The following is a 25624-nucleotide window of genomic DNA, read 5'->3' as shown; positions in this document are numbered from 1 at the left end:
ATTATTCAGATTACGAAAGGCAAAAAAATGGTACAGAATAAGTATAGAAAATTAATTAACAATTCGTTGATTTTCGCAATTGGAAATATAGGAAGCAAATTGATTACATTTTTATTGCTTCCACTATACACTTACGTTTTATCAAATAGTGAATATGGTACAGTTGATTTGGTTACGACAATTTCTACAATGCTTGTACCTATTATTAGTTTAAGTATATATGAATCTACCCTTAGGTTCTCTATGGAAAATATAGATAGCCACAAAGTATTGAACTTATCGGTATGGATCTCACTAATTGGATCTTTAATTACAATAAGCCTTTCAATAGTATTGTATTTATTTACGAGAAATATTATCTTAATCTATTTGAGTTTAATTTTAATTTCTCAAATATTTCAGACACTTTTTGCTCAATATATTCGTGGAATAGGTAAAGTAAAGATATTTTCATTAAATGGTATATTAATGACAATTATCTTAACAGTAAGCAATGTTGTATTATTAGTTATTTTTAAGTATGGCATATCAGGCTATTTAAGTTCCATTATTATTTCTAATGTTTTCTCTATAATTTTTTTAAGTTATAATAGTAAACTCGATTTGTCAATATTCTCAATAAGTTTAAAAAAAGAGAAAAATCTTTTTCTGGAAATGTTGAAATTTAGTGTTCCTTTAATTCCTAACTCTATAATGTGGTGGATAATGAATGCTTCTAGTAAACTTTTTATTGTTTACTTTTTAGGAAATGCAGCTAATGGAATATTTGCGGTTTCATCTAAGATACCCGGGATACTTAATATTTTATATACAATATTTTTTCAAGCTTGGCAATTATCTGCAATAGAAGAGTATAATTCTGAAAATAAAGAAAAATACTATTCTTTAATTTTTAAGTATCTTTCAATTTTTATGATTTTGGTTGCATCATTGATTACACTTTCTATAAGACCTTTAATGAGTATAATTGTTTCAAACGAGTTTTATGAAGCCTGGCGGTTTATCCCTATACTTCTGTTGTCAACAGTTTTTGCATCTTTCTCTGGTTTTGTTGGTACAACATATACAGCGTCTATGAATACTACTGGGGTATTTACAACATCATTTTTTGGAGCACTGATTTCTTTTATTATAAACTTACTTCTGATTCCAACATTAGGCTTATATGGGGCAGTAATTTCTCAAGTAATAAGCTTTCTTTATATTTGGATTCATAGACAACTCCAAACAAAGAAAATGGTGCCAATTACAATAAACAAAAGTACTATTATTTTAATTGTTCTTCTATCTATTCAAATTATTTTGTCACAATTATTTGTAGATCATTCATCTTATTATATTTTACAAATAATATTTTTTCTTGTAATAATAATAGTAGCATTAAAGAATTTTGATTTAAAAATGATATTAAAAAAAATCCTTTAGGAGTATATTTTGGAACATCTTTTCTTACTAGTTAATAGAAACGACTAGCTAAAATAATGTATACGGCTAAGCTACACTCATTCGTATTTTCTTTTAACTCGAAAATCTATACCACCCCAAAGAAGATACCCCGTATCTTCTTTTTCTTTCCCAAAAAAATCCCCTCAAAAAAACTCCACGAAAACGTATGTTCCCTCTTGCCAAAAGGTAACGCTTTCTATATGATGAAATGGAATAGAAACCAAATAAAAAAGGCACTTTCTACGGGTGTTGGCGCACCTGTAGAAAGCCCTGATCAGTCACCACGTTTACACAGCTGACCAATCAAGTTGCCATAGTTGTTTCCCGAAGGAACCAACGTGTTTATTTTACCGAAAGTTGATAGCGATTACTAGTCGCTTTGTGCAATTTTTTGAAATTTTCACGTTTTTCCTGAGGTTTATTTCGCTATGTCAAAGGCATTGGACACGCTGGTCTGATGCCTTTTTTGCTGTTTCTTGATCGAGGGGTTTTCATGGGAATGGGACGCTGTTTCGTTATTGGAAGCTGCTTTTGTTGGCGGATCAAGAAATGCTTTCATCCTAGGTAAAAAGCAAGATTTGGTTTCTATTCGCCTTTCATCTTTCACTGTTGGTATTGATAGAATTAGAAACGGAGGAAAAAATATGTCAGTGATCCAGGCGTTGATCATCTCAATTTGGGTGGCGTTGATTCAAGCCCGCTTCTTCGGGTATGCCGGCTTGAATTTGCGGTTTAGTCCGCTTATGACGAGTTTATTTGTCGGTGTCGTTCTGGGAGATGTTGCCCAAGGGGTAACGGTTGGTGCAGCTATCCAATTGATTTCTATGGGTCAGATTGCGCCAGGCGGCCAGATGGCAACAGAACCGGCTGTCTCGGGAACTGTGGCTACAGCAGTCGCTATCTTGGGTAATCTAGAGCCGACAGCGGCAGTAGCAATCGCGATTCCCGTCGGAATTCTAGGAAGTTATTTATATACATTAAAAATTATCGTGAATTCTTTTGTGACCAAATACATTGATCGGGTGGTCAATAATCTGGAGGATAAGAAATTTACTTTTGCAATCGGTCTGTTGCCAACCCTATTGACGATGCTGACTCATGTGCCGGTATTGTTTATCGCTTTATATTTTGGGGCAGATTCGATAGCTAATGTTGTGACACAATTGGAAGGCAAGGTTGTCTTTCATATACTGGATGTTGTCGCCAGTGCGTTAGCAGCTGTTGGGATCGCGATTTTGATTCGGATCATTGGTCAAAAGACCGATATGTTCTTTTTCTTTTTGGCATTCTTCTTAACGATTATTTTGAAAGATTTAGGAATCACCATGGTTACTTGGGCTGTACTGGGTATCGTGACTGCAGGCATTTACACCATGATTATGATCAATGCAAAGGAGGCAGCCTAGATGGATGCAGAGAATACTTCGACTGAAAACAATGGACTGACTAAAAAGGAACTGAACCAGATTTGGAATCGCTGGTACTGGATGAACGAGATCCCTCGCACCTATGAGCGACAAGTCGCACCAGCGTTGATGTATGCATTGACGCCTCTGCTTAAAAAAATCTATAAAGATCCTGAAGACTTGCGGGATGCCTACAATCGGCACTTGACCTTTTGGAACACTGATGCGATCTGGGGCGGCAGTACCATTTCTGGGATTACTGCATCTCTGGAAGAACAGCGGGCCAAAGAGTTGGCAGAAACAGGTTCTGAGCAGACCGTTTCAACAGAATTGATCGAAGCAACGAAAGTCGGATTGATGGGACCAATGGCAGGGATCGGGGATTCCATTAATAATGGCACGTTGCAGTATCTATTGATTGCGATTGCACTGCCTTGGGCTGCAGATGGTTTATGGTTCGGTGCGGTTATTCCCTGGATCGTCTTTTCTGTTGTAACGTATCTCTATGGCCGTGCATTTGTCCACTTTAGTTATCGGTTAGGGAGGCAAGCGGCTCGAGAACTGATTGCCGGAACAAGAGCCAATTTAATCATGAAAGCGTTGACGATTCTTGGTATGTTCATGATGGGAGTGACGGCGGCACGGTTTGTGACGATTCAATCTTCATTATCTTTTGTCCTGTCAGAAAGAGAATTTGCTTTACAGAGTATTCTGGACTCTATCTTGCCAGGCATCTTACCACTTTCACTGGTCATGGGCTTGTACTTCTACTTTGAAAAGAAGGGTCTGAATGTACTAAAAGGGATGTTATTGTTGACTGTTATCGTTGGATTGCTGGCAGCGATCGGAATTTTATAAATCAGAAAGAGGGTGTCACAAATGGGGAAAATTACTTTTGCTCGAGTAGATAGTCGCTTGATTCATGGTCAGATCGTGACAAAGTGGGCCAAGTCTTCGGGTGCGAATACGATTTATATTATCGATGACGCGGTGCGTTCCGATGATTTTTCGATGGATATTTATATGGCTTCAGGAAAACGTTACGGTTTTCAAGTGAAGGTATACAGCATAGCGGAAGCGCTGGCAGCTTGGGAAGTCAATCAGTTCGGTGCAGATAAAGTATTTGCTTTGTTCAAAACGGTAGCAACAGCGATCAAGTGTTTGGAGTTGGGGTTACCGTTACCTTGTTTGAATCTAGGCGGCACGCCAAAAAGACAAGCGGCCGAGTTCTTCATCAAAAATGTTGCCCTAACCGAGACAGAGTTGGAACAATTGCGTCAATTATCAGCTGAAAAGGACATCAAGATTTATGCGCAAACGGTTCCTGAAGCAGCGAAGAAATCGATCTAGGGGGGACGTCGATGAAAAAAATTGCAGTAGTCAATTCAAAAAGTTTTGGTAAGTTTTTTCCGGAACATATCCAACGACTGCAAGCATTTGGCGAAGTGGACTTTCATCTGTTTGAACCAACGATTAAAGGGGCACAACTAGCTGAGGCACTCAGCGACTATCAGTGCATTATCGCTAGTGTCACGCCAACTTTCGATCGTACGTTTTTTCAGAATACACCAAAGCTTGGGCTGCTTTGCCGTCATGGTCTAGGGGTCGATAATGTAGACCTTAGTGCTGCAACCGAAAATCAGGTACTGGTGACCAAAGTTTTAGGACCAATCGAACGGCAAGCGGTAGCAGAACATGCGATTGCTTTGTTAATGAACGAACTTCGTAAGATCAATAAAGGGCAGCGGCTGATCAAAAATGATGAGTGGCACTTGCGGTCGAGCTGCAATAGTTTTGAACTCAAGCACGCAACGGTCGGTGTGATCGGCTATGGCAATATCGGCTCCCAGGTTGGCCAGATTCTGCATGAAGGCTTTGGTGCTGAAGTGCTAGTCTATGATCCTTATAAGTCTGCTGAAGACATTCACAAAGCAAAAGGAAAAAAAGTATCTTTGCCGGAATTATTGTCAGAAGCGGATGTCATCACACTTCACTGCAATCTTTCAGATGAAAACCAGCGGATGCTTTCTGATGCAGCTTTTGATCAAATGAAGCAGCATGTCTTGCTGATCAATACTGCACGTGGGGAATTGGTGGATGAAGCAGCTTTGATCCGTGCGTTGGCTAGAAAAGAAATTTCCGGTTATGCTGCCGATGTCTTTTGTCAGGAACCGTTAGAGCCTACGCATCCATTACTGGCTTTTGAAAATGTCACATTGACCCCTCATATCGGTGCGTATACTTCTGAAAGCTTAGCCGGAATGGGAGATCATGTAGTGACGAATATTGAGCGCTTTTTTGCGCAACTAGAACCCTTTGATCTGGTGAATGAAAGGAGTTGGTCGGTATGATTGGTATGCAAATTATTTCTCATGGCGAACTCAGCCAAGGGATCGTTCATTCGTTACAAATGATCAATGGTGAGACACAGCAGATGGCGTTCGACACACTTGCTGAAAATGAAGAGGTCGACAGTTTCCGTCAAAAAATTTTAGATCAAAGCCGCAAGCTGGATAGGGGGCATGGGGTCTTGGTATTTGTCGATATGTTTGGAGCAACGCCTTACAACTGTGCTTATTATAATTCACAATTTTTTGACCCTAACCACTATCAGATCGTTGCCGGGTTCAATCTGCCGTTAGTGATTGAAGCAATCATGCAACGTGAACAGATGTCTTTGTCACAATTAGTCGCACATTTGCGTCAGGCAGCGATCGACACGATTGTCTTTCAAGACAAATATGAGTGAAGAGAAAGTGAGGCAGTCTATGTATACGGCATTAATGATGCGTCCCGAGGACAATGTTGCCATGGTTTTGCAACCAACGCCGGCGGAATCATCCGTGAAGATTGTTAATCAAGCGACCTTAAATGAATTCCTGATTGTCCAGTCTATTGACAGCTACCATAAATTTTCTGTAAAAGATATTGAATCTGGCGAAGAGATTATCAAATATGGCGAAGTGATAGGGATTGCTACAGCAGCGATTACCAAAGGTGAACATGTGCATACACATAATGTGAGGAGCATCAGAGTCTAATGAAACCAATAATGGGTTATAAACGATCCGATGGGCAATATGGGATCCGCAACAAAATTTTAGTCATTGCGACAGTGGGCTGTGCCAATGAAACTGCACGCCGTCTGGCTGAACGAATTGCCGGCACGGTCTTTATCCCAGCTGGAAAAGGCTGTGGCCAAATTGGAGATGCAGTAGAAATCACCAAACGAACGTTGACGGGATTTGTCTTAAATCCCAATGTCTATGGGGCAGTCTTTGTCGGGTTAGGCTGTGAGACGATTCAGCCTCACGAAATGGTGGCTCGGGTTCAGAAGGTATCAGACAAACCGGTCTACTCTTTTAGCATCCAGGAAGAAGGCGGGACAACAAAAACAATCGCGACAGTCGTTCCTTTATTAGAAAGACTGGTAGGCGCGGCTGCCCGGATTGTGAGGGAACCCGTTGAACTATCTGCTCTTACTTTAGCGACCAATTGTGGCGGCAGTGATGCAACCAGTGGGTTATCCGTCAATCCTGCTTTGGGAGTTGCGACAGAACTTTTGGTAGCTGCAGGCGGTCGATCGATCCTAGGAGAAACGACAGAATTGATCGGTACAGAGCATATCTTGATCCGTCGTGCCAAAAACCAACAAGTCAAACGGGATATTCAGACTATCATTGGCGGTCTCGAAAAACAATTTGAACGTCTCCAAGTAGATATTCGAGGAGCAAATCCTTCACCTGGTAATCAAAAAGGTGGTTTGACGACACTTGAAGAAAAATCGTTAGGCGCAATCATGAAAGCAGGACACGCCACGATCAATCAAGTCGTCAAATATGGAGAGATCGCCACTGAAAAAGGGGTGATCATCATGGACACTCCAGGATACGATATTGAATCTGTAACGGGGATGGTGGCTGGCGGCGCCCAGATCTGTGTCTTTACAACGGGGAGAGGCACGCCCATTGGAAATCCCATCGTACCAATGATCAAGATTACCGGTAATCATGAGACGTATCAACGAATGACTGAACATATGGATCTTGAGTTATCTGCGATCATTACCGGCGAAATGTCCATCAAGGAAGGTGGCGAAAGAATCCTTTCTGAGATGATCGCAGTGGCAAATGGAAAACGAACTGCAGCGGAGAAATTAGGCTTTCAGGAGCTAGCGATTTATCGCAACAATGAAGTCTGGGGCTGTGATTTATAAAACAGCCCCAACTAAATACTGCTAAACATCCTATCTAGGTGATTTAGCAGTTGCTATTAAGCCGATCGTACTTTTGAAAAACTGTCACTTTTAGCAATTGCCATTACTGTAATAAAAAAGAAATATCAAGAAAGTACAATCAAGAAAGTACAATCAAGAAAGAACTGTTATCGAAAAACGATGTAGCGCCCTCCAGAAGTTAGCTGTTTCAGCTATCCTATAGAGGGCGCTCTCTTACGAATAGATTCTTGAAGAAACGTGTGAGAGTGCTTTTTCGGATAGAGGACGGATTTCTTCGTGAAAAAATTGTCTAGAGAGGCGACCCAAATGAGTCTATCTTCTTTGAAGCAATAAATGGGTTAGGATTTTAGTATAAACCGGTATATTTTAGTATCATTTAAGCCCTAAACTTTTTATAATTGGATGAAGCGGTTACAAGGAAGCTTTGATGTCATTGATCAATAAGAAAGATTCCACGTTGATAATAGGAGGAATAACATGTTAGCTAACAGTGAGCCATTACAGCAATTGATGGATTTAATTGAAATCCCCGTTTTAATCCAAGAGAAAGTGAACGCAGCCATAGAGGAGCTGCAAGAACAAGAGATGATTACTAGTGTACATAAATTGCTCGATCCAGTAACAGCTTCAGCAGAAGCCAAGTGGTTATCCCAACTGTACAAAGAGGTGTCGATGAAGGAATTGGCGATCCATTTGTATGCAGCGACCATCAGCTGGAAACATATTTATCAACCGCTGCAAATTCCTCATGAGATTTATTTGGCTACGATGAGGGCATTTACTCGATTCTTAAAAGAAACGAAACAAGTCGGTAATCAGGATGTGTTTGATCGTGGATTTTGGACATGGCGGTATTTGTGCGGATTAGAATTTAGGATCGATCAGCTAGAATTTGAAATGATCGCCGCTGATCATAAGAGCAAAGCACCACAACTTGAAGGTCAAGCCTATCTTTCTCTTCACATCCCTTCAGATGCGAAACTGGTTCATGAGCAAGTCCAAGAAAATTATCAGTCAGCCAGAATGTTTTTTGAAACCTACTTTCCTGCATACGCTTCAGCACCAATTGTGACGGATACTTGGCTGCTTTCGCCCAAGTTGAAAGAATGGCTGCCAGCAACTTCCAACCTCGTTTTGTTTGGAAATGACTACGAATTGCTGTTGACAGAACCAGAAAAAAATGACGGCGTACTCTGGCTCTTCAATACTATTTCTAACGATGTCAGCAAGTATCCCGAAAACACCACCTTACAAAAAGCAGCGAAGGCATGGCTGTTAGCAGGGAATGCGATTGGATCGGCGGTAGGACGATTGAAATAGTTTTTTCGAAGCAGAAGGACGGCGATTATCGCTAAAGTGGATACGAGTGTTACAGAGAAACTGAGTATGATCGTGTTCGTTTGATAGTTGCAGTGAAAGAAGAGACATAACAGGAGTCTCCTGAAGAACTAAAAAAGCAAAGACCTGGAAATCAGAAAGAGATTCCAGGTCTTTTCTGCTAAGTAAAGGTATACCAGACACATTTATTCTGTGTCGGAATGGCGTCAGTAGAAGACTATCTTTTAAAAAAAATAATTATTCAGTATAATAGAACCGAAGTACGTAGCACTAATGCGTAAGGAAAAGGGAAAGTCAATGAGAATAAAGAAAAAAATCAGAGAATATCATACACCGTTCGCAAGAGTCGCCGATAAAAGACTGGAATTAACGCTATCATCAGAGACGATTGCAGAAAAGAAAAATTTTTATAATGTATTGTTTAACGACGACCGTATCGGCGACGTTATGCAGCGGGAGTTTCTTTTGCAGGAAGGCAAGAAACCTGTTGCTTTGCTGAAATCGTGGATACCAGTCGATTATTTGGTAGAAAGAAAAAATGCTGATGTAGAATTATTAGTAGACCAGTCAAAAGGGGTATCTAGTATTAGAAAAGAGATTGCCCTGTCATGGCCGAATGAAATCGAGGCACAGCAACTGCAGATCATTGGAGACAGTCAAGTGCTGATTGAAAAAACCTTTTTTTTGGATCAAGATAAAACGATCATCCGCTACGAAGAAGAAATCTCTGATCCAGATGCGTATTTGTTTGAGGAGTGAGACAATGGGAAAGTTTTTGTACTTAGAAGCCAAAAGAAAAATTGTTGAGATGATTCAAGGCGGCGACTTTGGTTCAAATGATAAGATCCTGAGTGAGCGTGAATTGGCAGATATCTTAGGGTATAGTCGGATGACAGTTAAAAAAGCCATTGGTTCCCTGGTAGAAGATGGCGTTCTTTATAAAAAGCGGGGCGCGGGAACTTTTCTGTCCAATGAGGGACATTCCAATCGTTTTGAGGTTGGAGACGAGTCGCCGCTATCTTTGACACAGGGGATTCGAATCAAAGGAATGGAGTCTAGCAGTTTTGTTGAATCCTTCAAACTGGTTTACGATGATCCGGAGTTGATGGCTGTCTTTCCAGAATACTTTGAGTTTTTTGAATTGATCCGGGTGCGGGAGGCTAATGAAGACAAAGTATCCTTGCAAATTGCCTATTTCCCTTTTCGTTTATTTAAAGATGCTCATCGCTATGATTTTGGTAGTTTTTCACTCTATGACTATATGGAATACAAAAATAAACGACCTGTCAAATTCAAGAAACAGTTTTATGCTAGCCGAGTGGAAGACGAAAAACAGTTCAGCAAAATCAATATGCGGCCTGGAGAATACGTCTTATGTATTGAATATTATGGCTATACTGATCAGAATGAGTTGGTGGAATATACAAAATCTTTTTTTAATCCAGAAAAAATAACCTTCAATGTAGAGACCGACTATTAAGTGGTTCTAAAATTGGTTGCTAAAAAAGACCTATTCAAGAAATTGGTCTTTTTTTTGTTGTTTTTCTATCGAAGGGGTTCTATTATCTAGTTGTAAGTAATTGGGAAACGATTACAGATGAAAGGAGAAGACACATGAAAATTGTTTTGGCGAGTCATTCTAATTTAGCGCAAGGCATGAAAGATACGGCTGAATTTATTATGGGGAAGCAAGAAAATCTATCTGCGATCACCGCCTATGTTGATGAGAAGGTTGACTTTTCGGCACAGCTTAGAGCGTTGATCTCAGAAATGGCAGAGGAACCAATCATATTTATCAGTGATCTGCTTGGAGGGAGCGTCAACCGTGTGATCACTGAAACAATTGCAGGAAAAGAGAACCAATTTCTAATTGCAGGGATGAATTTGCCATTGGTATTAGAAATTGTTTCAATGAGTTTTTCTGCAGAACCAGCAAAGATTAAGGAACAACTCCAGCAAGTGATTGTAACCGCTACAAGTGGTGTCAAATTGATTGAAGTAAATCCAGATCAACCAGATGAAGACGAATTTTAAGGGAGAGAGTCAACATGATCAAAATGACAAGAATTGATTACCGTTTATTACATGGACAAGTAGCATTTGCGTGGACAAAAAATTTGTCTGCCAATGCGATTTTGATTGCAAATGACAACGTAGTGAACGACTCATTTAGAAAGCAAACATTGAATTTGGCAAAACCTAATGATACGAAATTGATATTTAAAAGCATTGACGATTCAATTGCTGCGATTAAAAGCGGTGTCACAGATAAATACAATGTGTTCATTGTTGTAGAAAATGTTCATGATGCCTACCGATTGGCAAAAGGAACTCCGGAAATCAACAAAATCAATTTAGGATTATCCGCAAAGCGTGACGATAGCAAGAACATTGCGAAAGCAGTCTATGTCACAGATGAGGAAATCAAAGAACTAACGGAACTGGAAAATTCTGGCATCGAAATCTTAGTTAAACAAGCACCAAATGATGCCAATATAGAATTCAGATCGTTAGTTTAGCCGAAGGGAGTAAGGATGATGATTGTTCAAACAATTGGTATTTTTATTATTGCACTAATAGCAAATATGCAGGATTTTCTAGGTTCTTCCTTCATTGGTCGTCCCTTAGTCACAGGATTATTTGTTGGGTTATTATTTGGGGACGTGACCCAAGGCTTGATCATGGGCGCAACCTTAGAATTGGCCTTTCTAGGTTTGATGGGCGTCGGCGCCACTGTGCCGCCGGATGAAATCATCGGCGGAATCTTGGCTACCGCACTTGTTTTAAAAAATGGTTATGGTGTCGATGTGGCATTGACACTTGTCTTGCCGATCGCAGCTTTAGGATTAGCCATCAAAAACATTTTATATGTTGTGATCTTTCCGGCAATGACTCATAAAGCTGATCACTTGATTGAAGAAGGCAAGATCAAAGAAGCGGCCAATATGCATTTATGGGCATCTTTCACTCGGATTGGATTGATGACAGTCGTGACTACTGTTGCCTATGTAATCGGCAGCGGTACAGTCGATAAAATTTTGAAATTAATACCACAAGCTTTTATTGATGGGATGAATATTGCAACCAATATTCTGCCTGCTGTCGGATTTGCTATGTTGATCAATATGACTTTCTCTAAAAAAGTGGCACCCTTCTTTTTCTTAGGTTTCGTTTGTGCCGCGTACTTGAAATTAGATATGATCGCAACTGCAATGATTGGCGCTATTTTTGCAGGCATCATGTACATCATTTTTGATGCGATCCAAAAAAACAAAGGGCAAGTGATGACGGATGGGGAGGAACAATATGATGACTTCTAAAAAAATCGCAAAGAAAGATTTGATGGGCGTCTTTTGGCGATCAATGCCGATGGAAGCTTCATTCAACTATGAACGGATGATGAGTTTAGCGTTTGCCTATACGATGGGCGGCGTGATTCAAAAACTTTATCCAGACAAAGATGATCAGAAAAAAGCAATGAAAAGACACATGGAATTCTTTAACTGTACATCAGCGACTTCTCCATTCATTGCAGGTGTTGCTGCTTCAATGGAAGAAAAGAAAGCAAATGATCCTTCTTTTGATGAATCTTCTATCAATGCCATGAAAGCTGGATTAATGGGCCCTATCTCAGGTATCGGTGATTCGATCTTCTGGGGAAGTTTGCGGATCATTGCCAGCGGTATCGGGATTTCATTAGCGAAACAAGGAAGTATTCTTGGTCCGATTTTGTTTCTGCTCGTATTTAACATCCCGAATGTTCTCGTTCGTTATTTCGGTACCATGTGGGGCTATAAAGCCGGGGTTTCTTTTATTGACAAGATGTCAAGCGGATTGATGGATAATATCACTTATGCAATCAATATTCTGGGAAATACCGTAATCGGTGGGATGGTCGCTTCAATGGTGATCATCAATATCCCAGTGAAATTGACCAGCGGTAAAGATGCGCAAACGATCCAAGGATTGCTAGACTCGATGATGCCAGCCTTATTGCCGTTACTGATCACATTCCTATTCTGCCGTTTGTTGAAAAAGGATGTCAAAGTCTTCTATATCTTATTGGCAATTCTAGCTGTAAGTATTTTAGGGGCGGTATTCGGATTTTTAGCGGTATAAAAAAGGAGAGAAACTCATGCCATTTGTAAAAGAACAATTTATTAGCAACTATTCTCAAGTGATCGATCAATTAGATGCGGTGAAAGAAACAGCTGACGAAATGAAGCAGCAGAAATTTACTAAGATCTTCTTGATGGGTTGTGGGGGAACGTTCACCAAATTTGTCGGATTAAGACCACTATTGTTTGAAAAATTATCTGTGCCATTTTTGATTGTCAGCCCGGAAGAGTTGCTAAGCCTTTATTTTGATCAAATCGATGATCAAACATTGATCATTGCTGGTACAAAGACGGGTTCTACGCAAGAGATTCTTGATACACTTGGGAAAGTGCATCAAGTTTATCCTGAAACAACGATTTATGGGTTTATCGGTGATGATGACACACTTTTGGATGGAGCGGATATTCTTGATTACCGGACGAGCTCTGTTGATACAGATGTCCATTTGGTTCTGTTCGGCTGGTTCATTGAGTGCTATACTCAAATGGATCAAGACAAACTGGTTAAGATGCGAAAAGAAATTCTCCAACTTGGCACATTTGTCGGAGAAGCCATCGCTGGGGCCAAAGAGTTCGCGCAACAACTGATTGCGACTGTCGATGTGACGAAACCGCAAATGTGGGTGACATCTGGACGTTTATGGGGAGAAGTTTGTTGCTTCTGTAACTATATTTTGGAAGAAATTCAATGGATCCAAGCACAGCCGATCCATTCTTCTGAATTTTTCCATGGTCCATTCGAAATGGTGGCCGAGGATTACCAAGTCAACTTGATTATGAACGCTGATTCTAATCGTGACCAAGATCAACGGGTGGAACGCTTTATTGCTTCTCACTCTGCGCAAGCTAAAACGGTTGATTTAAATGAGTTTGGGTTGGATCGTTTTTCAAAAGAAACACAGAAATTTTTGATGCCGTGGTTTTTGAATCACTTCTTTGATCTATTATTGACTGTCTATACAGAAAAAACTGGAAAGAGTGCTAAAACACGCAGATATTATCGGAAAGTAGCGTATTAAAAATGAAACAAGAACTGTTCGAATTTCTTTGCTTGTATTTTCCTCGGATTTTTACTCAGAAGCAGAAAAAAGCTTTTCGGCAATGGCTCGGTAAGTATTTAACTGAAGCTACAAATTGTCAGCAATCAGGAGACTACTTCTTCAGAGAAAATGCTACTTACACATTGATCATTGATATCTCGACACCAGAATGGTTTCCTTGGGGGAAAGACCATCTGACAAGAGAAAGTCGGTTACGCTATATCAAAGTTTTGGGGATGATAAAAATAGCTTTGATTTTAGCCGGGGCTCTAGGTATCTTTGCGGTCACAAAAATGATTGGTGAGCAGCAGTGGTTATGGTCCAGTGCGATGGTATTGGTAGTAGGCGGAGTATTGCTTTTAGGATTTGGCCTGCCGCACCGTTACAATTTTTCTAAATTAGCGACGCTGGCAACGGTGATCAATCAATTCATTCAAGACGAGCGTTCCAATTTGTTCATTGTCGATTCAGAGATTCAGCTGTATGCTTCAGTATCATCACAAATAACGACAAAGACGATCAGTTCAGTAGATGATTTATATATTGGGGAACAATCTGGATACCATCAAGAGGCTACCGGGCAAAAACACTATTTTAGTTTTACGCAAGTAGCTGGAACGACCTTTATCCCTAACAAGCAGCGGCAAAAGTCGGATGTACCCCCCAAGACGTTCTATGAAGATTTCGCTGCGTTTCGGGAAGTAGATTGAAATGAAACCTAAGATCCAATTCTAAAAGATTCAATGGGGGAGCACATGGTAAAGGGAATTATTTTTGATTTTGATGGTACGCTTGTGGATACCGAGGAAGTTGCTTATCAAGCAGTAAAGCAATACCTTCGTGACACCTACCAGGTAACCTATACAAGGAGAGATTACCAAAAAAGTATTGGTTCAGCAGACGGGGTGTTTTATCAACACTTAGAAAAGTCTCTAGGGAAGCCCGTTGATGTAGAAGCCATTGAAGCATGTTTTACTCAAGCACAGAAAACGAAGTATCCTGAGGTGCCATTGCGGGAAGGCATTGCAGAAGTTATCCAGTATGGCAAAAAGAACCAGTTGAAGCTAGCGATCGTCTCTAATTCAAGGAAAGCAGAATTGATGCATTTCTTTGCTCATCATCAAGAGTTGATGTCTGTTTTTGATCTTATCCTCACCCGGGATGATGTGAAGGAAGGCAAGCCAGCTCCTGAGGGATATCAGAAATGTCTTGCACAGTTGGCATTGTCAGAAGAAGAAGTTATTGCACTGGAGGATAGTCCAACCGGGGTGACGGCCGCTTTAAGTGCGGGCTTGAAAGTATTGGCTTATCCCAATGCTTTTACCACCGAGATGGTTTTTCCTGAAGAAGCGATGATAGTAGCTGCAGCTGATTTGGCAGCTAGGCGATTCATCTGATTTTGTCGAACGTCAAATGAACTCCAACGAAGGTAGATGAATGTTCAATGATTGAGCATTCATCTACCTTTTTTTGCAAAAAATTCTTATCTGTTTTTTCTTCATGAAAAGAATCAAAAAGCAATTTACGATTCATGCGGGAATCTAACAAGTTGATTGCAACGAGATGTCAGAATTTTGCATCCAGATGTTTTTCCTATGATTCTACCCAAAAGCAGCAAAATATTCGGTATGCTAGTAGAAATGAAAAATAGGATTCAAAAGGAGATAGCATGAAAAAACTGGAAAAATTGATAGTTGCAAGCTCGTTGATGTTGATAGGTTTTCCATTGGTTGCAAACGCAGAAGATGTGGATCGTCAAATTCAACAACAAACCCAGCGAATCAATGAAATCAAAGGGGAATCTGCTTCAATAGAAGCGTTCAAACAAAAGACGGAAGCGGAGATCCAACAACTTGAATCTGAAATGGATTCGATTTTGGCGTCAAAGGCCAGCACAGAGCAAAAGGTCAACAAAATCGCGGTTGAAATCAAGGAATTGGAGGAAAAAATCGCCAAACGGAAAGAAACACTGGCGAATCAAGCAAGAGATATTCAAGTTTCAGAACCTTCGAATGCCATGATGACGACATTACTTGATGCTGACTCACTAGGTGAAGCAATTCAACGAGCCATTGCTTCTGTCACCATCATGAATGCCAGCAATAGTATCGTTGAGCAACAGCAAAAAGACATCGAGACAAGTATCAAGCTCGAAAAAGAACTAGAAGAAAAACTATCCGAAATTGAAACTCATGCGAGCGAGCTGCAACAAAAGCAAGGGGAGCTTGCGGATGTACGATTGAATCAGGATGTGGCATTGGCCGACTTACGATTGTCTCTGAATCAAGAAGAGAGCAAAAAGTCTGACTTGGAAGCAGAAAAAGCGGCTGCTGAAAAGAAACGGGAAGAAACACTGAAACAATTAGCAGCAGAAGAAGCGTTAGCCGCAGAAGCTAAGATACAAGCACAAGCTGAGGCAAAAAAAACTCAGGAACAAGCGAAAAAACAAGTAGCCGCTGAAGCAGCGGTCTCTCAAGAAAAAGAGTCGGCAAAAGAAACCGGCACAGAAGCAACGACATACGCTAATGCTTCTACACCAATCAATGAAGAGACCAACATTGAAGAAACAAGTAAAAAAGAAACTAATCAAGATACTGATCAAGAAACACCGGAGCTTGCTAGTGGAAATCAAACAAGCGGTTGGTCTTTACCGGTCGATTCTGTCCATATCTCGAGTCGTTTTGGATACCGTACAGATCCAACGGGCTCTTCCGGCAACCAGCACAATGGGATCGACTTTACCGGCAGCAGTGGAACACCGATTTATGCGATTCAAGGTGGGAAAGTGGTAGAAGCCGGTTATGGTCCGTCCACAGGAAATTATGTGATCATAAAGCATCCGAATGGCATCTATAGTTATTACATGCACTTCAATGCATTGCCTGCTGTTAGTAGCGGTCAAAGTGTCACAGCACGTCAATACCTTGGTGGAATGGGAACAACTGGAAATTCGACTGGTGTCCATCTACATTTGGGAATGGCGACAGGACTATGGTCAGGCTTCTTTGACCCTGCGTCTGAATTAGGCCTCTAAATAAAAAAAGCAGCGGCTGCTTGCAGTGATCCGAAAAGTTGGACCAAAAGTCAACTTTTCGGACACACTTCATTTTTGCCGCTGCTTTTTATTATGATCATTGCTTGCTGTCCTCTTTTGAGAAAAGAAAGGCATTTTAAGCATTGCATCAGCCAACTGCCAATGGGTTCAGCTGACTTGCGGTTTCGCTTGCGGATCTTGCTTCGAAGATCAGTTGCTCTACTCGGCTAAACCTTCTAACAACGCTAGCCATCGCTCAGCGAGCTGCTCACTGCTGCAAGTAACTGTAAATGATTCTTTCCCTGTCATTTCGACATAGATCTCTGTCTCTGAAATTTTAACGATACGCATACTAGTTTTCCTCCTTCGCAGCATTCCGCCACTATTTTCTTAAAGTAATTTTTTCTTAAAGCACTACTTTCTTAAAGCACTATCTTCTTAGAGCACTATTTTTTTAAACTAGTGCCTTTTTGTTTCTCAAAAATAAAATACGCTAAAAGATCAAAAAAATTTTTTCTTTTGAATTTCTTCTAAATTTTCTGTAGCTGCTCCTTTCAGAAGCAAAAGCGTTGGTAAGAGGGAAATTTGACCAAATGCACTCATTTTTGGCGCATTTTTTGTTGGCTTTCTTCTGCATAGAGATCTTGATAAATCAGACTAAAACTTCCTCGTTTGCCAGGCAGATCATGAAAATGAAGATCTTCTAGTAAGTGGTTGGTGAGGGGAGAAAAAGAAAGTTCCAAAAACTCAGTGAGGCTAGTGTTCGCCCGAGGCAGTTGATAGCTATGTTCTCGTTTGATAATGCCGTGAGCAAGGAAACTGATCAGCATGGTTTGCTTTAAGCGGCGGGACTCAACCAAACAGGGGAAAGAGAACTGATTGTGCAGTTCAATGAACAGCTGCGGTCCAGAAGCGGACAAAGTCATGATTTTTCCAGGGTTCACCCAAATCGTGTCTTTTTTGGTCGCGTTTGTTAGGGGTAGCAAGCTATATTCACTAGTCGCACAAGGAATCTTGTATTGACGTTTGATATTCGACTGGCTGAATAAATGGTACAGTGTATCTTTGAAAAGCGCGTACTCATAAAAATGGAAATGGAGAAGAATCTGTTTGATGATAGGAAATGGCGGCTGTGGAAGAAGTGAACAATAGTCTTGATAAATGATCAAAGAATGCGTGCGATCATCACGAACAAAAGGCAGAATGGCAAAAATTTCTTTCTCGAAGTCAATTGTCATGGTTGGACGGATCAAAGCAGCAAGTTCCTGGCAAGTGGCCTGATCACTAGAATTGAGGAATCGTTTACATTTTGGATCAAAGGACAGACGATAAGGATCAAGTTTATTCGAACTTATAGGGGAGTAGCATCTCTTCATAGAAAAACTCCTTCATTTTAGATACTTCAACTATAAAATTATCTGACTATTTTTGCAATAAAAAGTGCATAATTCAAATGATTTATTGATTTTTGATAAAAATAGTCACTTCCTCTTTTTGCTATGGTTAATGTACCCGCGGGAACACCAAGCAAAAGGAGGAATACAATGAAAGAATGGCACACACTGATGGCTTCTTATGAGCGCCTCTTTTACAAAGTGCTGATTCGGGCGGGCATCTTCCCCAGTCATCCAGATTTTGAAGATTATTTGCAAGAGTTGCGACTCATGCTCTTTGAGCGCGCACGAAGGTATCCTGATGAAGGGATCTTTCGCAACGAAAATGAAGTGAATTATCTATTTGGCTTTTTGCTATGGCGAGTGATTGATTTACAACGAAAAAGTAATCGTCAAAAACAACTGATCCAAGCAATCGCATCAGAGCAGGAAGAAACGATTGATCTGAAAGAAGACATCGACAATCATCTATTGCTGATGCAATTCTGGGCATTTCTGAAACCGAAAGAACGACAAATGTGGCTTGATTGGGTCAATCAAGAGGGATCAAAACAGTCTCGCTATTATTATCGTCAGAAGTTGAGAGCCCGCTGGCAGCAATTTATTCACGAGGAGACGACAAGCAGCAAAAAATAGGTGTTCTATTTAGTCAGAATAAAAGTGAAGGACCCAGACAGGAGCTTTCTTACTCGTTCCTCTTGTATCGTGCAGCTTCTTTTTGTAAACTGAAATCAAGGAACAAAAGGCACCTTTTGTCTAAACTGTTTTCGCATTATCGACAGATAATGACAGTTTTTCTTGGTACTTGATAAACTCCTTTTATGTTGACCATGATTTGGTGCCTTAAGTTCTAATTGAATGAGAAGCGTCTTTTTTTCAAATCATATTAACAGCAATCGTCGAATAAAGCGGTCTTCGAATGGAAGAGGCCGCTTTTTTTCGTCAATTCGCGACTTAAAAAGGCGCTTTTTTTGGTCAGGCTATTTCTAGAATACGGTGGATATTTTGGTAGTCAAAAACAGCAACATAGGCTATACTTTGGCTATCATCATACAATATTGTATGGCAAAGACCGATGGCCTTGACTGATCACTTGCAAAGCGGGAGTATCAAAAAGCAAGTGGGGCAAACCAGCAAACGATTTGCTAGTGAATAGACGTTGGTCAATAGGAGGAATGAATGATGGGGAAAATTGATATTTCCAATCTGACACGAGATTATGGCAATGGCAAAGGAATTTTTGACCTGTCATTTTCTGTGGAAGCAGGAGCGTTTGGTTTTCTGGGTCCTAATGGCGCTGGGAAGACCACAACGATCCGTCATCTAATGGGGTTCATCAAACCTCAAAGCGGCAACTGTTTGATCAATGGGATGAATTGCTGGCAGCAACGAGAACAAATCCAAAGAAATTTAGGCTACATTCCTGGCGAAATGACTTTTTTTGATGATATGACCGGAAGCGAATTTATTAAATTTATCGCAAAGTATCGGGGAAATACTGAAAATGGACGGGCCAAAGAATTACTTGATCGATTTGAGTTAGATCCGAACGGCAAGATCAAAAAAATGAGTAAAGGGATGAAACAAAAAATTGGCATCGTTGTGGCTTTCATGCACGATCCAGAGATCTTGATTTTGGATGAGCCTACTAGTGGCTTAGATCCCTTGATGCAGTCACGTTTTATTGATTTAATCACTGAAGAAAAAAAGCGCGGCAAAACCATCCTCATGTCTAGCCACATGTTTGAAGAAGTTGAGCGGACCTGTGATCGAATTGGCATCATTCGTGCCGGAAAATTAGTTGCGTTGGATTCCACCGACACATTAAGAGAAAAACATCTGCGTCGTTATACCGTCACTTTGCCAAATGAACAACTGGCGGCAGCCTTTGCAGCAGATTTCAATGGAGAAATCGATCCGGCACAACCTAGTCAAGTCCAAGTCAGTACGAGTCAAACATTGGAACAGATCTTTATGGATTATTATGGAGGTGAAGAGAAATGATCAATTTCACCCTTTACAAACGCGAATTGCGCCGCAGCATCCTGACACTTGTGATTTTTGGTGCCGTCATGACCCTCTACATCTCAATCATTGTCAGTATGTACAATCCAGAAATGATGCAGTCTCTTGAAGAAATGCGCAAGATGCTTCCGGAGTTGATGTCGGCAGTCGGCATGAAAGCCGGCGCTAACTCATTATTGGGTTTCATGTCTTCTTATCTTTACGGATTTATTTTGATCATTTTTCCAATGGTATTCTCGATTCTTCGAGGGAATGCATTGATTGCCAAATATGTGGACAGTAATGCGATGGTGGCCCTTCTGGCAGCACCCATCAAACGGAGAACGATTGTCATGACGCAGATGTCGGTTCTTTTAACGGGTATTTTCTTTTTGATCATCTATGGCACTGCATTAGAGATCCTTTGCGGATTACAATTTAAAGGAGAACTCGAGATTCCCAAACTGTTGCTGCTGAATGGTGGGTTGCTTTGTTTGCAGTTGTTTATCGCAGGAATCTCTTTCTTAGCTTCTTGTGTTTTTAATGATTCAAAATACAGTATTGCTGTCGGCGGTGGGATACCAGCATTAATGTACGTCTTACAGATGCTTGCCAACACCGGCGGAAATGCAGAAAAAGTAAAGTATTTTACTTTCTTTACATTGTTTGATCCAGATGCTTTGATCGCAGGAGATCGTAGTGGTCTCATCGGAATCTTTGTCCTATTGATTGGAGCGTGTATCCTGTTCGTGGCATCGGGCATGGTCTTTTGTAAGAAAGATCTTCATATTTAGTGAACAAGCAAAAAACAATCACTCCAATCCTGTATTTGGAGTGATTGTTTGTTTTACCCTTGTACAGCTTTGCCTGTATAAGAATAAAATTAATTGTTTTTCTCCGCGACAAAAGCATCGACTTCCGCTAGATACAACTTCTTCTCTTCTTCTGGTAACCAAGCAATCTCAAAGGCATTTCTGACCAATTGAATGATTTGGTCCTCTGTTAACTGATAATTTTTGCTCAATGCATAAAGGTCGTCAGAAATATAGCTTTGGAAATAAGCTGGGTCATCTGAATTGATCGTCACTTTGACGCCTTTTGCCAATAACTCGATGATTTCTTTTCCCTTCATATCATCCACGACGAAACTGTTGGAGACAGGGCAACACGTCAATCCGATTTGGTGCGTCCGCACATAATCGACTAACTGTTCATCTTCTACGATATTTGTTCCATGATCGATTCGTTCCACTTGGATTTCTTCAATGACTTGGCGAATGTGTTCGATCGAATCTTCCTGATCAATGTCGCAGTGCATCGTCAAATGAAATCCAGCGGCTTTTGCTTTTTCAAAAACTTTTTTGAACTTCAGTGGTGGATTGCCTTTTTCATCTGAATCAAGCCCGATCCCCAAAATCTTATCTTTAAAAGGTAGTGCTTGTTCTAAGGTTTCTGCTGCTGATTCAGCAGAAAAATCCCGTAAGAAGCACATAATTAGGGCACTTCGTACACCAATTTGTTCACTTTCTTGTGTCGCTCGATAATAGCCGTTGATGACGGTTTCAAAAGAAATACCGCGAGAGGTATGGGCTTGCGGATCAAAAAAAACTTCAGCATAAGTGACGTGATGTTCGGCAGCTTTCTTGAAGTAAGCCATTGCCAATTCATAAAAATCTTCTTCTGTTTGGAGGACATTCATCGCTGGATAATAAATGTTCAAAAAAGAAGGCAAGGAGTCGAACTGATAACTTGCTTCCACCTCTTCGATTGTTGATTGACCAATATCAATTTGATTTTTTTGTGCCAATCGTAATTTCAAATCAGGCTCCAATGTTCCTTCTAAATGCAGATGGAGTTCAGCTTTGGGAATTTTTTTGATAAATTCGTAGGTTACTTCTTTTGCCATAATTTTCGTCTTTCTCCTTTTAAAGTAAGTATTTTGCACCAAAAACCTTTTTTTATAACTTGAAAAGCGAACATCTTGTTGAATCAACATTCCTTTTATTCATTTTTAACATAAAATCCCCGTTTTCACAAGAGCAAAAATTTGCTGGAAGATACCTGAATAGTCCTTAAAAAGTTGTGCGAATATAGGCGATTTTCTTCATGCGAATATAGACGATTTTCTTCAGGAGTTTATTTTTTACAACCAAACATCAAAAAGTAATCGCTTGCATGATTTTTGATTTATGCTAAAATTAACTTGTTCGAACAAGTTTGGTTATTATTCGCGATAAAAATGATGAGAGAGGAGTGGATCATAACTATGAGAGGACAAAATCAGTCGTCCGGTGCCAATGCGTACGCACAAAAAAATATGCGATTTAACCGCTATCTGATTTTTCGCTATATGACAGCAATTTTTTTCTTTATCAATCTTTATTGGGCGTTGCTTAGTCTGGCAAATTGGACAGTGATGGGTCTGGTACCGGTGTTCTTGCTTTTGGTCGATGGCGCCATCATCTTTGAGCAGACACAAAAATATTGGCAGACATCAAATCGATTGCACTTGACTAAAGTTGGTTATTGGATTCAAACAGGGGTCAACACTACTGGTATCCTTTTTATCCTGTTAGGGTGGCAAGACGGATTTTTCCCATTTTTGAATCTTGCGGCCAGACCGATTTTACTGGTTAGTCTGACTCTGGGATTGATTTGTTGTTTATATATGGAACGAAAAGCATGGTTGATCGAAAAAGATCGGGATAGTTACTTGAACTATCTGCGGACATTTGAGAATAAAGGAGGAAAAATAGATGAACACAGAAAATAGTAAAATGTTTACCTTTCTGGATAAGTACTTAATGGGACCAATGGGGCGAATCTCGCAATTTCGAATCGTCCGTGGAGTGATGGCGGCCGGGATGGCTTCGATTCCGTTTACGATCGTTGGTTCAATGTTCCTGATTATTAGTGTCTTACCTCAAAGTTTCCCAGCTTTAGCATCGATTTGGGCGGCTTCTTTTGATAAGATCCAAAGTTTATATATGCTAGGAAATACTGCAACAATGGGGATCTTGGCCTTATATTTCTGTATTGTTTTTGGTTATGAATATACCAAGATCCAAGCGCAGGAAGAAAAAATTTCGTTAAGTCCTATAAACGGGGCTTTGTTGTCAATGATGGCATTCTTCATGTGTCTACCTCAATTAGTATTTGAAGGCGGAGTAGCGACTCTTGTGACCCTTATTTCCGATGATCAAAAAATCATTGATGGTTGGGAAATGGCGGGTGGTGTGACACGTTTAGGAACGACTGGTATTTTTACTGCAATTATTATGGCTATTATTGCAGTGAAAATTTACGCGTTTTGTGTCAAGAGAAATATCTACATCAAAATGCCTGATACTGTACCAACTGGTGTTTCAAGTTCATTTACTGCATTGATTCCGACTGCGTTGATTGCTTTAGTCGTGATCGTGATCAACGGTGCTTTAGTAGCTTTAGGGACCGATATCTTCAAAGTCATTGCGATTCCCTTTAGTTTTGTTTCGCAATTGACGAGTACGTGGGTTGGGTTGTTAGTCATCTATTTCTTGATGCATGCATTGTGGATCGTCGGAATCCACGGAGCAACGATCGTGACCTCATTCTTGACGCCCATCGTTCTTTCCAACATGGTTGAAAACCAAAGCGGTGCAAATATTGCTTTTGCCGGTGAATTCAATAATAGTTTCGTGACCATTGGCGGTTCAGGAGCGACACTGGGCATGGTGATCTTCATCGCCTTCTTTGCTAAATCGGCACAACTAAGTGCATTAGGTAAAGCCGCGATCGTCCCATCATTCTTCAACATTAATGAACCAATTTTGTTTGGGATGCCAGTTGTTTATAACCCATATACGGCAATTCCTTTCTTTTTGGCACCAATGGCCTCTATGTCGGTGGCATATTTTGCAATCAATTTAGGGTTTGTCAATCCACCGATTGCCCAAGTCGCTTGGCCAACCCCAATTGGTCTTTCAGGGTTTATTGGTTCAGGTGGTGATTGGCGTGCCTTTGTACTGGCATTAATTTGCGCTTTGGTCGCCTTTCTAATTTGGTTCCCATTCATCAAAATGTATGATGGCAAACTTTTTGCACAAGAACAAGAAAAAGCTTGACCGAAAGTGCAAGTTTGAATGAACAGACCCCAGCTAAGGCATGTTTAGCTGGGTTTTCTTTTGTCATCATGAGATGAAAGAAAGATTTCCACTAAGGCAGTGGCTTTTGCGGTAAAATAGGAATAGTACAACATTTGGGGGAGAAGTGGAATGACAAAACAATGGACGATCGATTTATTAGCGGCAGATTTAATTGCCCGAATCGAAAAAAAGAGTTTAGCTGATCGCAACGGAAAGTTACCTAGTGAGAAGGAAATGATGGAACACTATCAGGTCTCTCGGTATTCCTTAAGGCAAGCACTAAGCAGATTGAGTAAACGCGGCTATATTTATCAAGTTCAAGGGAGAGGCTCCTATGTCCACGATCAATTGACGCAAGAGCAAAAAGCAGTCCAAAGTGATCTTGGGTTTACCGAAGATCTTGCTAGAGAAGGAAAACTGATTCAAACCGTTCAAGCAACGCAGCGTTTGGTCTCGTACGCTGAGATCGATTTTTCACCAAGCCATCAACGATTTTCTGATAATCAGCTTTTTATTGAAGTTGAACGATTTCGCACACTGGATGATCAGCCGTATTTGATTGAGAAATCCTATTATCTGGCAGATATCGTTGGTCAGATCCCAGAATCTGCTATGTACGGTTCCATGTTTGAATATTTTGCACAAGAAAAGGGAGTGACTGTCAGTTTCATCGATAAATTTATCCGCTGTGAATTACTGACTGCTAAACAAGCTGCTTTTTTTGGCATGAACGCGGGGAGCCCTAGTTTGGTTGTTCGAGACGACAGTTACTTGCGAGAAGGTGATTTGATGGCCTTCTCAAAAATCTTCTATGACTATCGAGAAACAACGTTGTTTATGCATAAGAAATTACAAGATTGATCCTTTAGAAGTAGCTCATAAAATGGTCTAAGCCACCAGAAATCATTCACGATTTCTGGTGGCTTATTTGTTTGAAAATTGTTTTAAAAAGGAGAAAGCGGTGAAAATCGCCTTTTTTAAGGAATTTTTTTCTGTTTTTTTAAAAAGATTTAAAAAAAACAGAATACTGTTCAGAAAATAATTCTTATTTCACTTTTTTACAAAATAAATATTAGAAGAAAAGATGGAAGCGTATTCTGAGAACATTAAAAAGTTTCTAATTTTTGTTAATAAAAAGGAGTAAAATCAAAAAAATCTCTTTTTAATGATTTTTTTGCGAAAAGAGGAGCACAAGTAATAAATAATTAACGATGGCGATAAAAATAAAATGTTTCTGTTATTTTATTTCCAATAAAATGTTTTTTTAATTATTCATGGTGTTAATAATTTGTTGTATAAAAATAAAAATGCTAGAATTTGCTTAAATAACTGAATATTTTAGTTATTTAATCACAAAAAAGCACGGAAATCGTTCTGGTATGTTGAAAAATGTAATTGAGATTTTTTCGAGTATTTGAATGGGTGTTTTTTTATTTTGCAAACGTTTTTTGTTTGTGATCTCTTTCTCCGGATATGTGATCAT

28 protein-coding genes are annotated in these 25624 nt (G+C 40.1%); 25 read left to right on the top strand and 3 right to left on the bottom strand.

The features are described from left to right. Positions 1–27: 27 nt before the first annotated feature. From IGJ45_RS10775 to IGJ45_RS10685, 19 genes are all read left to right on the top strand, one after another. Entirely contained in the window at positions 28–1425 is a 1398-nt protein-coding gene (locus tag IGJ45_RS10775) for an oligosaccharide flippase family protein (protein WP_349703846.1), read from the top strand. Positions 1426–2090: 665 nt separating this feature from the next. Beyond that, positions 2091–2852, top strand: coding sequence for a PTS sugar transporter subunit IIC (locus IGJ45_RS10770; protein WP_349703845.1), 762 nt, complete (start codon positions 2091–2093; stop codon positions 2850–2852). Continuing rightward, positions 2853–3710, top strand: a complete 858-nt coding sequence (locus IGJ45_RS10765) for a PTS system mannose/fructose/sorbose family transporter subunit IID (RefSeq protein ID WP_005470996.1) — start codon at positions 2853–2855, stop codon at positions 3708–3710. A 21-nt stretch (positions 3711–3731) separates the two neighbouring features. Continuing rightward, positions 3732–4202: a PTS sugar transporter subunit IIB gene (locus tag IGJ45_RS10760; protein ID WP_103299558.1), complete on the top strand. Its 471-nt coding sequence runs from the start codon at positions 3732–3734 to the stop codon at positions 4200–4202. Between the two features lie 11 nt (positions 4203–4213). Continuing rightward, complete coding sequence (locus IGJ45_RS10755; protein WP_349703844.1) at positions 4214–5203, top strand: D-isomer specific 2-hydroxyacid dehydrogenase family protein; 990 nt, start codon at positions 4214–4216, stop codon at positions 5201–5203. After that, a complete protein-coding gene (locus IGJ45_RS10750) occupies positions 5200–5601 on the top strand; it encodes a PTS sugar transporter subunit IIA (protein ID WP_349703843.1) in 402 nt (133 codons plus the stop codon). Before IGJ45_RS10755 ends, IGJ45_RS10750 begins: the two co-directional genes overlap by 4 nt. Before the next feature lie 19 nt (positions 5602–5620). Beyond that, entirely contained in the window at positions 5621–5893 is a 273-nt protein-coding gene (locus tag IGJ45_RS10745) for a UxaA family hydrolase (RefSeq protein WP_034706817.1), read from the top strand. Continuing rightward, positions 5893–7068, top strand: a complete 1176-nt coding sequence (locus IGJ45_RS10740; RefSeq protein WP_113849521.1) for a UxaA family hydrolase — start codon at positions 5893–5895, stop codon at positions 7066–7068. The genes IGJ45_RS10745 and IGJ45_RS10740 overlap by 1 nt, the downstream gene beginning before the upstream one ends. Positions 7069–7566: 498 nt before the next feature. Continuing rightward, a complete protein-coding gene (locus IGJ45_RS10735) occupies positions 7567–8409 on the top strand; it encodes an acyltransferase domain-containing protein (protein WP_349703842.1) in 843 nt (280 codons plus the stop codon). Positions 8410–8724: 315 nt separating this feature from the next. Continuing rightward, on the top strand, positions 8725–9186 hold the full coding sequence (locus tag IGJ45_RS10730) for a hypothetical protein (RefSeq protein ID WP_034704255.1): 462 nt from the start codon (positions 8725–8727) through the stop codon (positions 9184–9186). Positions 9187–9190: 4 nt separating this feature from the next. Then, on the top strand, positions 9191–9907 hold the full coding sequence (locus IGJ45_RS10725; protein ID WP_034704258.1) for a GntR family transcriptional regulator: 717 nt from the start codon (positions 9191–9193) through the stop codon (positions 9905–9907). Positions 9908–10041: 134 nt separating this feature from the next. After that, positions 10042–10461, top strand: a complete 420-nt coding sequence (locus IGJ45_RS10720; RefSeq protein ID WP_349703841.1) for a PTS sugar transporter subunit IIA — start codon at positions 10042–10044, stop codon at positions 10459–10461. A 14-nt stretch (positions 10462–10475) separates the two neighbouring features. Further along, a complete protein-coding gene (locus tag IGJ45_RS10715) occupies positions 10476–10946 on the top strand; it encodes a PTS sugar transporter subunit IIB (protein WP_002343746.1) in 471 nt (156 codons plus the stop codon). A gap of 18 nt (positions 10947–10964) precedes the next feature. Next, positions 10965–11747, top strand: a complete 783-nt coding sequence (locus IGJ45_RS10710) for a PTS mannose/fructose/sorbose/N-acetylgalactosamine transporter subunit IIC (RefSeq protein WP_034704263.1) — start codon at positions 10965–10967, stop codon at positions 11745–11747. After that, positions 11737–12546: a PTS system mannose/fructose/sorbose family transporter subunit IID gene (locus IGJ45_RS10705; protein WP_003126076.1), complete on the top strand. Its 810-nt coding sequence runs from the start codon at positions 11737–11739 to the stop codon at positions 12544–12546. The genes IGJ45_RS10710 and IGJ45_RS10705 overlap by 11 nt, the downstream gene beginning before the upstream one ends. A gap of 16 nt (positions 12547–12562) precedes the next feature. Beyond that, positions 12563–13564, top strand: a complete 1002-nt coding sequence (locus IGJ45_RS10700) for an SIS domain-containing protein (RefSeq protein ID WP_195957065.1) — start codon at positions 12563–12565, stop codon at positions 13562–13564. Positions 13565–13566: 2 nt separating this feature from the next. Continuing rightward, positions 13567–14295 carry a hypothetical protein gene (locus IGJ45_RS10695; RefSeq protein WP_081132231.1) on the top strand — a complete coding sequence of 243 codons (729 nt, stop codon included), beginning with the start codon at positions 13567–13569 and terminating at the stop codon, positions 14293–14295. A 45-nt stretch (positions 14296–14340) separates the two neighbouring features. Continuing rightward, the gene (locus IGJ45_RS10690; protein WP_257602213.1) at positions 14341–14982 is read left to right on the top strand and encodes an HAD family hydrolase; all 642 of its coding nucleotides are present in this window, start codon (positions 14341–14343) and stop codon (positions 14980–14982) included. A 272-nt stretch (positions 14983–15254) separates the two neighbouring features. Further along, positions 15255–16619 carry a peptidoglycan DD-metalloendopeptidase family protein gene (locus tag IGJ45_RS10685; RefSeq protein ID WP_279282138.1) on the top strand — a complete coding sequence of 455 codons (1365 nt, stop codon included), beginning with the start codon at positions 15255–15257 and terminating at the stop codon, positions 16617–16619. A gap of 219 nt (positions 16620–16838) precedes the next feature. Here the strand turns inward: IGJ45_RS10685 and IGJ45_RS10680 are convergent, their stop codons facing one another. Next, on the bottom strand, positions 16839–16970 hold the full coding sequence (locus tag IGJ45_RS10680; RefSeq protein WP_005471013.1) for a hypothetical protein: 132 nt from the start codon (positions 16968–16970) through the stop codon (positions 16839–16841). Between the two features lie 248 nt (positions 16971–17218). Next, on the bottom strand, positions 17219–17995 hold the full coding sequence (locus IGJ45_RS10675; protein ID WP_081132229.1) for a hypothetical protein: 777 nt from the start codon (positions 17993–17995) through the stop codon (positions 17219–17221). A gap of 168 nt (positions 17996–18163) precedes the next feature. Here IGJ45_RS10675 and IGJ45_RS10670 point away from each other — a divergent pair, with 168 nt between their 5' ends. The 3 genes from IGJ45_RS10670 (at position 18164) to IGJ45_RS10660 (ending at position 20811) form a co-directional block, all read left to right on the top strand. Then, positions 18164–18649 carry a sigma-70 family RNA polymerase sigma factor gene (locus tag IGJ45_RS10670; protein ID WP_021150014.1) on the top strand — a complete coding sequence of 162 codons (486 nt, stop codon included), beginning with the start codon at positions 18164–18166 and terminating at the stop codon, positions 18647–18649. Between the two features lie 546 nt (positions 18650–19195). After that, positions 19196–20017, top strand: a complete 822-nt coding sequence (locus IGJ45_RS10665) for an ABC transporter ATP-binding protein (RefSeq protein WP_081132227.1) — start codon at positions 19196–19198, stop codon at positions 20015–20017. After that, on the top strand, positions 20014–20811 hold the full coding sequence (locus IGJ45_RS10660; protein WP_003126093.1) for an ABC transporter permease subunit: 798 nt from the start codon (positions 20014–20016) through the stop codon (positions 20809–20811). The genes IGJ45_RS10665 and IGJ45_RS10660 overlap by 4 nt, the downstream gene beginning before the upstream one ends. Positions 20812–20900: 89 nt before the next feature. Here the strand turns inward: IGJ45_RS10660 and add are convergent, their stop codons facing one another. Next, positions 20901–21923 carry an adenosine deaminase gene (gene add / locus IGJ45_RS10655; RefSeq protein WP_423121552.1) on the bottom strand — a complete coding sequence of 341 codons (1023 nt, stop codon included), beginning with the start codon at positions 21921–21923 and terminating at the stop codon, positions 20901–20903. Positions 21924–22283: 360 nt separating this feature from the next. On the opposite strand from add, the gene IGJ45_RS10650 reads away from it, so the two are divergent. The 3 genes from IGJ45_RS10650 to IGJ45_RS10640 all read left to right on the top strand — a co-directional run bounded on the left by IGJ45_RS10650 (position 22284) and on the right by IGJ45_RS10640 (position 25002). Next, positions 22284–22790 (top strand): hypothetical protein, encoded by a 507-nt coding sequence (locus IGJ45_RS10650; protein ID WP_103299582.1) that lies wholly within the window; start codon positions 22284–22286, stop codon positions 22788–22790. Then, positions 22774–24120 carry a PTS cellobiose transporter subunit IIC gene (gene celB, locus IGJ45_RS10645; RefSeq protein WP_349703839.1) on the top strand — a complete coding sequence of 449 codons (1347 nt, stop codon included), beginning with the start codon at positions 22774–22776 and terminating at the stop codon, positions 24118–24120. Before IGJ45_RS10650 ends, celB begins: the two co-directional genes overlap by 17 nt. A gap of 150 nt (positions 24121–24270) precedes the next feature. Next, entirely contained in the window at positions 24271–25002 is a 732-nt protein-coding gene (locus IGJ45_RS10640) for a GntR family transcriptional regulator (protein ID WP_231437812.1), read from the top strand. Positions 25003–25624 lie beyond the last annotated feature (622 nt).

The sequence above is a fragment of the Enterococcus sp. DIV0574 genome (genome assembly GCF_051711125.1).
Taxonomy (GTDB): Bacteria; Bacillota; Bacilli; order Lactobacillales; family Enterococcaceae; genus Enterococcus_D; species Enterococcus_D gallinarum.
This window is presented reverse-complemented; position numbering and strand designations above follow the sequence as displayed.